The organism is Salinispora goodfellowii (genome assembly GCF_059570675.1).
Map to the genome: position 1 here is coordinate 443,200 of NZ_JCANTD010000001.1, position 12,254 is coordinate 455,453.

13 protein-coding genes and 4 pseudogenes are annotated in these 12,254 nt (G+C 67.0%); 14 read left to right on the forward strand and 3 right to left on the reverse strand.

The features are described from left to right. The first annotated feature begins 133 nt into the window (after positions 1-133). From T398_RS02075 to T398_RS02085, 3 genes and pseudogenes are all read left to right on the forward strand, one after another. Positions 134-970, forward strand: coding sequence for a helix-turn-helix domain-containing protein (locus T398_RS02075; protein ID WP_496443917.1), 837 nt, complete (start codon positions 134-136; stop codon positions 968-970). A gap of 14 nt (positions 971-984) precedes the next feature. Then, positions 985-1,191 (forward strand): DUF397 domain-containing protein, encoded by a 207-nt coding sequence (locus T398_RS02080; protein ID WP_496443919.1) that lies wholly within the window; start codon positions 985-987, stop codon positions 1,189-1,191. Between the two features lie 238 nt (positions 1,192-1,429). Next, positions 1,430-1,522: pseudogene (locus T398_RS02085) on the forward strand (DUF397 domain-containing protein); the annotation flags it as partial. Positions 1,523-1,558: 36 nt separating this feature from the next. Here the strand turns inward: T398_RS02085 and T398_RS02090 are convergent. Next, positions 1,559-2,362, reverse strand: a complete 804-nt coding sequence (locus T398_RS02090; RefSeq protein WP_496443921.1) for an HARBI1 family protein — start codon at positions 2,360-2,362, stop codon at positions 1,559-1,561. 173 nt (positions 2,363-2,535) lie between these two features. On the opposite strand from T398_RS02090, the pseudogene T398_RS02095 reads away from it, so the two are divergent. The 11 genes and pseudogenes from T398_RS02095 to T398_RS02145 all read left to right on the forward strand — a co-directional run. Next, a pseudogene (locus T398_RS02095) lies at positions 2,536-2,643 on the forward strand (DUF397 domain-containing protein); the annotation flags it as partial. Positions 2,644-2,824: 181 nt separating this feature from the next. Continuing rightward, complete coding sequence (locus tag T398_RS02100) at positions 2,825-3,088, forward strand: hypothetical protein (RefSeq protein WP_496443923.1); 264 nt, start codon at positions 2,825-2,827, stop codon at positions 3,086-3,088. Between the two features lie 2 nt (positions 3,089-3,090). Beyond that, positions 3,091-3,351 (forward strand): hypothetical protein, encoded by a 261-nt coding sequence (locus tag T398_RS02105; RefSeq protein WP_496443925.1) that lies wholly within the window; start codon positions 3,091-3,093, stop codon positions 3,349-3,351. Then, the gene (locus tag T398_RS02110; protein ID WP_496443927.1) at positions 3,348-3,992 is read left to right on the forward strand and encodes a hypothetical protein; all 645 of its coding nucleotides are present in this window, start codon (positions 3,348-3,350) and stop codon (positions 3,990-3,992) included. The genes T398_RS02105 and T398_RS02110 overlap by 4 nt, the downstream gene beginning before the upstream one ends. Positions 3,993-3,999: 7 nt before the next feature. Next, entirely contained in the window at positions 4,000-4,407 is a 408-nt protein-coding gene (locus T398_RS02115) for a hypothetical protein (RefSeq protein ID WP_496444083.1), read from the forward strand. Between the two features lie 21 nt (positions 4,408-4,428). After that, positions 4,429-4,571, forward strand: a pseudogene (locus tag T398_RS02120) (transcriptional regulator); the annotation flags it as partial. Beyond that, entirely contained in the window at positions 4,564-4,764 is a 201-nt protein-coding gene (locus T398_RS02125; protein WP_496443929.1) for a DUF397 domain-containing protein, read from the forward strand. The pseudogene T398_RS02120 and the gene T398_RS02125, both read left to right, overlap by 8 nt. Before the next feature lie 70 nt (positions 4,765-4,834). Beyond that, positions 4,835-5,047, forward strand: coding sequence for a hypothetical protein (locus T398_RS02130; protein ID WP_496443931.1), 213 nt, complete (start codon positions 4,835-4,837; stop codon positions 5,045-5,047). Next, positions 5,044-5,686, forward strand: a pseudogene (locus T398_RS02135) (hypothetical protein). The gene T398_RS02130 and the pseudogene T398_RS02135 overlap by 4 nt, the downstream one beginning before the upstream one ends. Beyond that, complete coding sequence (locus tag T398_RS02140) at positions 5,643-6,065, forward strand: hypothetical protein (protein WP_496443933.1); 423 nt, start codon at positions 5,643-5,645, stop codon at positions 6,063-6,065. Before T398_RS02135 ends, T398_RS02140 begins: the two are co-directional and overlap by 44 nt. Positions 6,066-6,282: 217 nt before the next feature. Beyond that, complete coding sequence (locus T398_RS02145) at positions 6,283-7,002, forward strand: hypothetical protein (RefSeq protein ID WP_496443935.1); 720 nt, start codon at positions 6,283-6,285, stop codon at positions 7,000-7,002. A 4-nt stretch (positions 7,003-7,006) separates the two neighbouring features. Here T398_RS02145 and pglX read toward each other — a convergent pair whose 3' ends face one another. Together pglX and T398_RS02155 are read right to left on the reverse strand one after the other, a co-directional pair. Then, complete coding sequence (gene pglX / locus T398_RS02150) at positions 7,007-10,501, reverse strand: BREX-2 system adenine-specific DNA-methyltransferase PglX (protein WP_496443937.1); 3,495 nt, start codon at positions 10,499-10,501, stop codon at positions 7,007-7,009. A gap of 33 nt (positions 10,502-10,534) precedes the next feature. Continuing rightward, the gene (locus tag T398_RS02155) at positions 10,535-12,244 is read right to left on the reverse strand and encodes a DUF262 domain-containing protein (protein ID WP_496443939.1); all 1,710 of its coding nucleotides are present in this window, start codon (positions 12,242-12,244) and stop codon (positions 10,535-10,537) included. Positions 12,245-12,254 lie beyond the last annotated feature (10 nt).

A 12,254-nucleotide genomic window follows, 5' to 3' on the forward strand; every position in this document is an offset into this window, starting at 1 on the left:
GGACGCGTAGACCGTTCGTAACTCAGTAGATCCGAGACCTCACTCATCGTGCAGCGAACTGCACCCTTTCCGCAACTCCCGATCAGGAACTAAATCATTGCGATGTTCGTCCGGTTCCGGCACACTGACTCCCATGACTGGAAGCCCGACTGTCCGTCGTCGACGTTTAGCCGCTGCGCTGCGCCGCCTTCGTGAGCAGACCGGCATGACCGCCGACCAGGTCGCCAACGAGGTCGGCATCTCGAAGTCCGCGCTCAGTCGGATCGAGAACGCCCAGGTCTCGGTGATGCCGCCAGTCGCCCGCGGCCTCCTTGAGCTGTACGGCGTGGAGGGCGAGGAGATCGACGCGCTCGTCCAGATCGCGCGAGATGCCCGCAAGCGCGGCTGGTGGCAGGCGTACGACGATGTGCTGCCGAACTGGTTCGGGGTCTACGTCGGGCTGGAGGCCGAAGCCTCGGAAATCCGCGCCTTTCAACCGCAACTCGTGCCCGGCTTGCTCCAGACCGCCGACTATGCCCGCGCCGTCATCCGGGCCGAGCATCCAGACTCCTCGGACGAGGAGGTGGACCGACGGGTGGAGTTGCGGATACGCCGCCAGGAGTCCGGCAATTCGCCGAAGCTCTGGGTGGTGCTGGACGAAGCGTCGCTACGGCGACCGGTCGGTGGAGTCGAAGCCTTCCGCACTCAGCTACGGAGGCTGATCGAGGAGTCAGACCGGCCCGGCAACATCGTGCAGATCTTGACCTTCGGCGCCGGCGAATACGGTTCGATGGGCAGCGCGTTCAGCGTGCTGAGCTTCCCGGAGTTGGCGGACTCAGGGGTCGTCTACGTCGAAACGCGAGCGGGTAGCCTCTATCTCGAAGGCCATCAGGTCAGGGAGTACAGCCGGGTCTTCGAGCACCTGGTCGCCACGGCGGCCGGCGCTCGTGAGTCCCGCGACCTGGTCCAAAAGGCGATCAACGAACAGTGAGAGGATGGTGCGCGGTGAACAAGATGGACATGACCTGCGTGACCTGGCGGAAGAGCACTCGCAGTAACGGCTCCGGCGACTGCGTCGAGGTCGCGGCCGACCTGGCGGGGAAAGTCGGGCTTCGGGACAGCAAGGACCCGAGCGGCCCGATCCTGACCTTCTCACCAGCAGCCTGGACCACCTTCGTCCGAGCCACCAAGTCCGAAGGTTCACGCCACTGACGAGGTAGCCACACGCACAAAGAGGCTGCGCGTCCTCTCCCGGACGGGCAGCCTTGCTCTTACCGTCCGCGCCTGTCTCGCGATGAGCATCGAGACCTTGCCGGGAGGGAACGTGAATACCTGGGGGCGTACCACGGCATCTGGGTGCCAGGAGATGGCGGTCGGCCATCGCGCGATGGCACCCTGAATGAGTACCGCTCCATCCGCTTGATCCAGCAAGTCGTAGAGGAGCACTCCCATGCGTGACCTGGCCGGTGCCGCCTGGCGCAAGTCCACCCGCAGCAACAACGGCGGCGACTGCGTCGAGGTCGCCGACAACCTTTCCGACATTGAGGCCTTTCCGGTAACGGCTCGTTGCTGATTGTGATCATGTGGTGCGGGCGTGTTCGGTGTGCAGTAGGACGAGGGCGGCAGCGACGACTTTCCCGATGCTGCTGGGTGACAGGCTGATCCGCCGGAGCGCTTTGAAGGTGGTCTTGAGCAGGGAGTTCGCTTGCTCGGCGCGGGCTCGGGCGTACGCGTGCAGCAGGTTGTGTTGGCGTTGGGTGTCGGTGAGCCGGCCCTTGGTGGGTTTCTTGATCGGCAGGACGAAGATGTCGGGTTCGCCTTCGTAGCCCAGGTCGGCCAGGGCGGGCAGGTCGTCGCCGGTCCACTCGCGTAGCGCGGGCAGCATCTCGGGGTGCTGGCGCAGGCAGGTGGTGTCGTGCTCGCGGCCGGGGCGCACCGGCGAGGTCCAGATCGGCCATCCGTCGGGGGTCGAGACGACCTGGACGTTGCCGCCGTGGTGGTGATGCTTTCCCGACCACCACAGGTCCACCCCGGGTGTCGGGCCCGGCTGGTGGCAGCGGTCGGTGGCCAGCAGTGTGCCGTCGACGTTGATGTGGGTGTGTCCGGCTGTCTTCGCGGCCAGCAACGCCGCGTGCAGGCTGGGCTTGCGCGCGGCGAGCACGTCGATGCCTTCGTGTAGGTAGCGGTAGGCAGTCGACAGCCCGATCGTGTTGTCGGCGGCGAGCTGGGTCAGGCGGGTGCCGTCGAGGAGCCAGCGCAGCACCAGGACGGCCTGCTTGAAGCAGCTCAACGCCCGGGTACCGGTCCGGGTGCCCACCAGCTGCTGGTGGGCGTGCAGCAGGCTGGACAGGAAGACCACGGTCTCCCTGTGGACGTCGAGCACAGCGCGGTATGTGACACTGGACGGCACGCGAGGCCCCTGTCTTGAAGTTGATCAGTGAGATGACCACTTCTTACAGGGGTTTCGTCTACTTCGCTTGCAGGCCAAGCGGATCCGGCGTGTCACGCATGGACAGACACGTACCGTAACCGCAGCCTTGCCGGGAAAGCCTCATTGTCGGGCTCCGGGACAGCAAGGACCCGAGCGGCCCGATCCTGACCTTCTCCCCGACAGCCTGGGCAACCTTCATCCGAGCCACAAAGGCCGAAGGTCCGCGCCACTGACCCGGTAGCGCCACCTCCACAAGGCTGCGCGTCCCCTCCCGGACGGGCAGCCTTGCTCTTGCCATCCACGCCGCTGAACACGGGGCTGCACAAGCTTGGTCTATGCCGGATAGTGTTCGTCTCGCCACAGAGACGCGCCAATCCGTCTCGCGCGTCCTCACGATCAACCGGGAAGGACGGCATGGCCAACATCGAGCAAGTTAAGGCCGCACTCGCCCAGGCAGCCGAGCAAAGCAACGCCACCAAGAACCAGATCCGGGCGGCCATCGACGGCACCGAGCAAGTACTCGTCCGGCTGCGGCTGGTGGCCGCTGGCACCGGTCACCCCGCTCTCGCCGCGGCAATCAGCCGCGCTGAGCAGAGCAAGCAACGGCTGATCGAGGCGTCCACGACCCTTCAGGGCAGTTCCCACGCTGCACGCCAGTACGTCAGCGTCCTGGGCTGACCGTGAGCATCGGTGACGTCAAGGCGGAGCTTCGAAACGGCAACCAGTCACTCAACCAGGCCAAGACAACGATCGAGAGCATCGGTGCCGACCTGGCCGAGGTGAGCGGCCTCGCGCTGGCCACCCTCCACGACAGCCAACATCCGGAGGCGAAAGAGGCCCGCAGGGCCCTCGCCGATGCGACTCGCGAAGTGGAGCTGACACTGCGGACAGTCGTGGCCGCCAAGGACGGGGCAACAGGGTTCCTGAAAGCGCTCGGATGAGCGGCCCCGTCGCAGAGGTCGTGGCCCAGCTCAACGCGGCGATCCAACGGCTCGACACGCTCGCCGTCACGGCCACGCACGCGCAGGAAGAGATCGGTCAGAGCCATCGCCGCTTTGCGGAGATCAGCCAAGGTACCGATCACCAGGATTGCCGAAAGGCTGTGACCCAGAGCCGCATAGCGATGGACAAGGCGGGCCGGCTCGGTCGCCTGACCAGCAAGGCAGCCGGGCACCTCGCCGCGTACGCGAACGCCATCGCTCCCGGCGCTGTCCCCAACCGCCCTGGCGCAGCATCGCCCTCGGGCGAGCGTCTCGCCGCCGAGGCAGAGAATCGAGGTAGCAGAGCGGAGGCCTTCCTTCGACGCCACGTCAAGAAGGCAGATCAGACAGAAGGTAACCTTCAGAACGCCGAGAAGGCAGCGACAGCGGGGTTCCGTGAATTCGTCCAGCAGACGAAGGGCGGCCCCGGCGGCACCTCAACGTCCACCACCCAACCAAAGCCCGCTACACCGGCAGATCGACCACATCTGGAGCACCCGGTCGCCTCGGTCATCATGGCGGCCGGAGCGGTGGCCGTTGGTCTCAAAGGGCTGTGGAACATGACCAAGAAGCATCGGGAGAGGAAACGTCGTGACGATTAGTCCTGACATGGTCGCCTACATTCGCACGATGGTGAAAGGCGAGCACGCCGAGAACGACCGCATCGAAGCCCGCCTCGATGACCAGGGCTGGGAAGGCTTCGGCACGCTACTCGGCGCGGTCTTCTACTTCGCCGTGAACCGCCGCTTCCCGCACGGCGCTAGCCAGGACGAGGTGATCCGGTTCGTTAGCGAGATGCGAAGCACGACGACAGGTGGACCCGAAACCGATGCGGCAAGCGCGGAGACGTTGATCAACGCCGCTCTCGATCCAAGCATTGACTCGGACATCGACCCAAAGGTGGCCGGGCGGGTCCAGGGCCTGACCATCCTGCACACGCTCGGCGCTGGCGCCATCTCGGACGAGGAGTTGGACGACCTTTTGACGGAGGGATCAGCCCTGGCCAGCCGGGTCTAGCCACTCGCTGGTGATGCGCGGCGCACAGGCGCGATCTACCTCGACAAGCCGCACGAGACCGATGCCTATGACAGCATCTGGGCAACATGGCGAACCGCGCCCTGAACGAATCCCGACCCATCCACCTGATCCAGCAAACCGCAGAGGAGTACTCCCATGCGTGACCTGACCGGTGCCACCTGGCGCAAGTCCACCCGCAGCAACAACGGCGGCAACTGCGTCGAGGTCGCCGACAATCTTTCCGACGTTGTCGGGCTACGCGACAGCAAGGACCCGGCCGGCCCGATCCTGACCTTCGCAACCACGGCTTGGCGAACATTCATCAAGGTGGTGAAGGCTGAAGGTCCCAGACCGTAGCTCGGTCGTCGCGGGGGCAGCGACATCGATCCCTGTCAGATGGTGTTCGTCTCGCCACGAAGACGCGAACATGTTTCCCGCACGCCCCTCGCAGTCAACCGAGAAGGACGGCATGGCCGACATCGAGCAAGTAAGAGTCGCGCTCGCAGAGGCAGCCGAGCAGAGCGATGCCAAAGCGGCCCGCAGCAACATCGCCGACGCCACTCGTGAGGTCAGGTTGCTCCTACGCACCATCACGGCCGCCCAGCTGCACGCAACTGCCCGCCTCAAGTCCCTGGGATGAGCGGTCCGCTCGCCCAGGTCGCGGCGCAGCTCACCGAAGGGGCACCGGCACTACACCACCGCCGGTCAGGGCAGTGCCAGCCCAGGCATGAAGGCGGCGGTGGACACGAGCCGAACTGCGTCCGAGAAGGCGAACCGCCTCGGCCGGCTCAACAGCCTCGCGGCTCAGCATCTGACGCGCTATGTGAACATCGTCGAACCCGGCTCCGTCCCCAGCCGCGAGGCGATGAGCTCCGCAACGCCCTCTGGCGAGGATCTGCTCGCCGACAGCCAGCGGCGGGACGTTGCTCGCGCGAACGTGGGCAACTTCCTCAAGCGGCAGGTACGCAAGGCCGACGAGTTGCAGGAGCAGACGACCAACGCTACCCAGGCAGTCCAGCAGTCGATCAAGATTCTCCGGAACCCGAACGGTCCGCGCGGCGCTCAGTCCACCGGAACAGGTACCCCGACTACACCAGCCGCGTCGCCACGGCCGAAGATTGATGCCGCAGAGGCCGCCGGAAACCTCGTCGTGGTCGGCCTGCTGGCCGGTGTTGCAGCACATCGGATCGCAGCGGTGATCCGTAGTCGGGTAACAAGCTTGAGGAGACGACGACGTGACCAAACTGGGCGATCTGATTCGGGCGCTGGCCGACACTGACTGGGACCGCGTCGACGCTCTGGTGGATGAGCTTGACCGCGCCAATTGGGAGGACGGTCTCCAGGTTGTCGGAGCCGCCTTCGCTGTAGCGGTCAACCGCCGCTTCGGTCCCGGCACCACACCCGCCGACGTGGCACGTTACGTCTCATCGGCGCGAGCCAACTACCACGACGGCAGCGCCCTACCCGCGCTGGAGATGGAAGGGCTGATCCGCGCTGCTATCGGTGAGCCCGAACTGGCCGACAACATCCCCCCAGCCGTCGCGCTCGGCGTTGAGGTGTTCATCCTCGGACAGCTTCTGCAGGACGCTCACCTGATGCCGGAGCAGCTCGACGAGTTCATTGCCGAGGCCGAACGAACTGCCGCCGAGTACCGGTAGCGCGGGCCGGCTACCACGTCCGGGTTGTCGACTGTCGTACGTGCTAGCGCCTACTTCCACCACCCGGACGAGTTGGCCGGTGAGGCGACGGAGGCGGGTTTCGGCGTACGGCGGCGGGTTTCGGTCGAGGGCCCGCCCCTTCGACGGTCGTGGCTGCTTCGGCGCGCAGGCGCGTGGCGGCGTTGACGTTCGATCCGGGCGATACCAGGATGGCCCGGTGGAATCGCACGAAGTTAAGACACAGGCGCAGGCTCTCCGTGCCGCCGGCAAGACACCCAAGCAGATCGCCCGGGAGCTCGGGGTCACCCGCGCGGTGGTCACCCGGCTGGTCCGGGGCGTCGAGGTCGTACGGCCGGGGCGGGCCCATCCGTCGCAGCTACCGCTGGTCGGGTGTTGGATCAGCCGGCAGTGGAGCAACGGACTCGGCATCGCCGACCGCCCGTCCGACTGGGTGGACGATGAGGAACTGCCACCGATGGCGATGGGTGCGGGGCTGGTCAGTGTGGCCGTCGCCCGTGCCGACGGCGACGCGGTGACCACCAGCGGCTTCCTGGTCGACACCTACTGCCTCGGCGTCAAGAACGCCCTGCCGCCGACCACGTCCGACCCCGCCGAGGTGCCGCACTTCGTGGGCGACTTCTTCGCCGCGTACGACCAGGGACCGATCGAGGTCCCGATCGACCTGGCCCGGCACCTGGTCTTCGGGGCGGTCGACTACGCTCGCGGCCTCGGCTTCGACCCGCACCGTGACTTCTACAGCGCCGCGCCGCTGCTCGGCACCTGGGAGCCGCCGAGCCGGATCACATTCGGCCTGGACGGAAAGCCCTACTTCCAACAGGGGCCACACGACAAACCGGACCGGATCCTCCGCACCCTCGACCGGTCAGTCGGCCCCGGCAACTACCACTCCACCATCGTCGCGGAGCTGCACCACTGACAGATCAGCGCAGCTCCGGCACCCCCCGCAGCAGGGTCAGGGCCGAGCGGTCGGAGCTGAGCTGCGCCAGCTCGGTATTGATGAAGTCGGTGAAGAACTCGGCCGGCGGCCCGGGAAACGCGGGATGCTCACCGGAGTGCCACTGGTGCAGCCACGGCTCGATCTCCACCAGCCCGGCGAGCAGCGGCAGCAGCCGGTACGCCGGCCACGCCTCCTGCGTCTTCCGGTCCAGATAGACGGTGGCGAGCGCCCGCGCCTGCGCCAGGTGGTCCCACCCGGCCCAGCCGAGCAGCTCGCTGCCGTCGCTGTCCCGACCCGCCTGCGGGTACGAGATGAACCGCTCCTTCGGCACATCGAGCTTGCCGCGCGCCCGCCAGTACGACGGCCGGGCGAAGTCCGTTGACGTGTACTTCGGCGGCACCTCGATCTCGACCTGCTCCCCCGCGTCCTCCCGGCGCTGCAACGCCCAGGTCCGCTCCCACTGCGCCCGCTTGCGCAGCCCGGACGGCTTGTGACGCTGCGCCGGCAGGTACGGCACGTGCTCGTCGGCGACCAGCAGGCCGATCGTCTTCGCCAGTTCGAAGTTGTCGTGCCCGACCCACAGCTCCAGCACCGCCCGGAAATCCTGGTCGCCGCCGACCCGGTCAGCGAGCTGCGCCACCGACAGCGGGGCCGGCTGCCCACCCCACAGCTCTGGCGCCTCCAGCCGGTCGAGCAGCCAAGCCCGCAGCGCGGCCGACTGCATCTTCTCCCACCCCTCGGTGGACCACCGCCGCTTACACTCCGGCCGCTCGATCAACCCGATGTGTCGGTTGGACCCGATGACGGCGATCCGCCGCTCCACCAGTGTTCGGTACTCCGCCGACCAGTGCGGCTGCGGCCGATCGATCGGCTTCGACCCGTGCCGGTTAAACCATTCGGTCTGCGCCCCGCTGGTGTGCAGCACGATCTCGAAGGCCCGCTCCCCCAACGCGACCTCCGGCGGGTTGGCACAGGTCAGATCCTCGCCGATCAGCCCGTAGAGCCGGTAGACCTCCCAGTCCAGCTCCTCCTGGAGCGCGATCATCCGCGCCCGCACCGAGCGGTACTCCGCCTCAGCCTCCGCGAGCCGCTGCCGGGTCGGCACCCCCGAAGCGGCAACCGCCGCCGGAGTCAGGCCCGACAGCCGCTGCGCCAGCCCGTCCAACTCCCGCGCCCGCCCCAACGGGTACGCCGAAGGCAACGGAAACTCCTGCAACTTGGTGCCGGTGAACTCGAAGAATCGCTCCCAGTCATCGCTGGTGAAACCGCCGCCCTCGCCCCGGATACCCTTGTCATGACTCACCTGCTTCAGCCAGAAGCAGGCAGTCGAACTGTTCAGCACCCCGAGCAGCCGCAGGTGATCATCCTCCGTCGCCCCCTCCCGTAACTTGATCACCGGCGCAGACTGCTTGAATACCTTCCCACCCCGGTCCAGCACAAAGTGGTTATGCGTCGCCACAAAAGCGAACGCAATCGACAACGAGACGCGATACCTCTTCGGAAAAAACATGCTGTGGTCGAACCAGCGCAGTCCACGCTGCTCCGGAGTCTGCTCGAAGTCAACCCGTAGCCGCAATGCCGCCCGGTTCGGCCAATAGAATTTGGGCTCATTTTCGGTCAGGCCTCGCGGACCCCCGACTTCATCGTAAGGAAAAAGCGTCCAGGTTCGCGGCAGGAGGGCGAAGTCGCGGACGTCCTCACCGAGCACAACGGGCACTGCGGCAGTTTGGAGCCCTCTCGTTCTGAGCGCAGCATCCAAGGCATAGAAGGCATCGTCGAGTCCGGTATGAGTCGTACGGCCTACGACCTCAATGTGTTCGCCAAGTTGAAATGCGCGATCTCTCGCCATACTCCTGAGCAAATCAACGGCACCACCCCCCGACAGACTCCAGGGGTGGGCTGCGAGTTGGCTACGGGGGAGGTCGACGACGCTCACCCACTCGGACTCCGAGTTTGGTCGCTCAACCTGGTTGGCGATTGCCCGCCAAACCAGGCCGTCGGCGGCATTTTCAGGCGTCGACGGTTCCCCCCGAACACCGAGGACCATACGCAAAGTGGAGGTTCGTCGGCGCTTGTTGGTGCGGCCGACAAGAATCACGGTCGGCGTGCCGTGACCTGGGATGAAAGCGCCGGAGGTGTCGATGGCCTCGGTCAGTTCGATCTCATGAGCGAAGTAGTCCTCGATCAGCTTCTTGCCGAACTCGCGCTTCATGAAGCCATTACCGGTGATCTGACCGACGTAGCCCGCGCCCTCGCCGTGCTCGTCCGAGCGTTTGGCCAGGTCGAAGAAGCGCTTGGCGAAGGGCACCGTCAGCGCGTACTGCCGATGACACACCGTCGGATAAATACTGCGGTAGAGCTTGTTGCGGGCGGAGTCGGCGACGGTGATGTAGGGCGGGTTCCCGACCACCACCGTGTACTGGTTCTCGGCCAGGTAGTCCTTGAGCAGGTCGGCGTCCTCGCTCTCGTACGCGAAGACCTCCCGGCCCTCGATGGCGGCGAGCAGGTCGCCCTGTGCCCGGGAGCGTTCCGGCTCCCACGGCAGCAGGGAGTCGCCGGTGGCGACCCGGACCGGAAAGGCCGGCGTGCGTTCCAGCCGGTCCAGGTCGCACACCTTCATTGCCGCGATCAGCAGCCGGAAGCGGGCGATCGCCACCGCGAACGGGTTGATGTCGACCCCGGTGACCTGGCCGAGGGCCCGCTCGGCCAGCACCCGGACGTCGGTGGCGGGCTCCCGGTCCCGCCATTTGCCCAGCAGCCGGTGGAACGCGCCGAGCAGGAAGTGGCCGGAGCCGCAGGTCGGGTCGATGACGCTGGTGGCGGGCAGACCGAACTCCTGGACCGCCGGCTCGAAGGTGCGGTCGAGGATGAACTCCTCCACGAACTCCGGCGTCTGCAGCAGCGCGTACGTCTTCTTCGCGTGCGTCGACAGGTCCTGGTAGAGGTCGCCGAGGAAACGGGTGTCCAGATCGTCGCGGCGCAGCGACTCCCGACCGGCGCCCCGACGGAAGAAGTCGCTCAGCTCCTCGGCGGCCGGGCCGGAGATGTCGAACCGCCACACCGGGTTGTGCCCGTCGAAGATCTTGCCGGTGGCACGCAACTCGGCGAGGTACGTGAACGCCTCCCGCAGCCAGTGCCGGTCGTTGTGCCGGGGGTTGGCGATCAGGTACGCCTGCCGGTGCTGCACCCCCCGGTCGGCTGGGGCGGCCGGGTCGCCGCCGCCGATCCACAGCTTGCCGACCAGCGCGTTGTCCTCACAGAACCGGACGAACACGCAGCCGAGCACCCAGGCCACCGCCGCCTGGTCGAGCACGCCCTCCAGCCAGGTCTCGAAGCTCGCGCCGACCCGCTCGGCGGCCTTGGCCCGCTCGTGCTCCTGCCGCAGCTCGGCGCGGAGCACCGGCGTCTCCGCGACCTGCCGGCGCAGATCCTCCACCAGGCTCTTGACCTGAGCTTGCAATGCCTTCAGCTCGACCACCGCTAGATCCTAAGGTCTACCGCCGCGCCCGCCCTACTCCGAATCGTCGTCGGCCGCGCCGATCGCGGTGCCGCCGACCGGCACGCCCAGGTGCGCAGCGAAGCGGCGCAGCCGCTGCTCCAGTAACTCGGTGCGGTCCTCGACGAAGATCTGGCCGCCGTTGCCGCCCTCGCAGAGCCGTCGCCACGCCTTGATCGGGATGCCGTGGCTCTCCAGGATCAGCTCGGTCTGCGACGGGACCACGGGCCGTGCCGGCTCCGGGAAACCGTCGAACAGGCCCGGCCCGGTTGGTGGGCTGAGCGCCTTCAGCGCCGACAACACGCTCGTGTTCGGGGTGGTGGGAAAGATCAGGCGGTTGGCGGGGCGTTTGTCCCGCGGCACCACGTGCCGGAAGACCTGGTTGTCGGCCGTGGCAAGCACCTCCATCACCTCGACGGGCTGGCCCAGCATGTTGAGCCGGCGGGGAAACTCCAGCGCCTCCCAGATCACGTACGCCCTCGTCCGGGCGCTGTTCAGATTGAACACCTCGGGCATCGGCTGCACGTCGTCCACATCCGGGGCCAGGTCACCCTTGCCGGTGGCGTACGACCGCATCTCCGCCAGGGCCCGACGCAGCACGGTCGAGGTCGCCCCGGCGAACGCGTTCGACCACGACGTTACCCAGAACCAGCGGCGCAGCCCGTCGTACTGCTCGCCGCTCGGCTCGGGGCAGCAGTGGAAGAACGTCGCCAGCAGCACCAGTTGGTGTGCGTAGGGCAGGAACCGGGCATGTGGCACCCCGACCCCACTCTGCAGGAACTCCACTGCCAGCCGTACCGCCCGCTCGGTCTGCGGCAGGGCGTCGTGCAGCCGGTTCTGGATATAGTTCGCGACCAGGCTCCAGCGCGGCGACAGGACGTCGGACTCACCGGCCACCGCCAATATCGAGCGGAACACGGCGAGGCGGGGCAACTCACCGAAGCCCGTCTCGACGATCGAGGCGACGAGGTCGTCGATCCGGTCCGCCAGGGAGGGCTGCTCCTCCCGATAGGTCAGTGCGGAGAGCATCTGGTCCGGTTCCATCCGGGTGCCCGTCCGGTTCAGCCGAGCGTAGACGTTCACCGCCTGGTCGAGACTCGCGCCCTGCAACCGGACCATGGTGAGCTTGTATGCCTTGATCCGGTACGCGACCGCCTCGGCCTCCCGGATCAGCGAGTCCGCCTGGGTGGTGTCCTTGACACTCAACTCCACCCGCTGGAAGTGCCGCAGGAAGTCACGGGTGCGCATCACCGCGGCCAACGGCAGCAGGTGCGGAGTCCATCGACCGGAACGGTGGTGTCGGTAGCGGTCCGAGCCGCGCTGGTCGGCTGGGCGCAGGTCCCGGTAGATCTGCCAGATCCAGTCCCGGTCGTCCTCGGCCGGGCCGTCGCGCAGCGGCCGGTTCAACACCCCGAAGAGGGTGGAGACCCGCTGGTGACCGTCCAAAAGGTAGGAGACCTGCCGGCCCGCCGGTGGTGGTGGCACCGGCAAACCGCCGATCTGGTCCAGCGAGGGTACCTGCGTGTCGGTCTGCCAGAGCAGCAGGCTGCCGATCGGATAGCCACGCTCGATGCTGTCGAACAGCTCCAGCATCTGCTCCGGCCGCCAGACGAAGGGCCGTTGGAAGGCCGGCACCCGGATCTCTCCTCGCCCGATACCACCCAGCAGGTCATCGACGAGGGCGATGGTCGGGTCGGGCCGGATCTCGGCCTGGTCGGCACACATGGACCCAGTC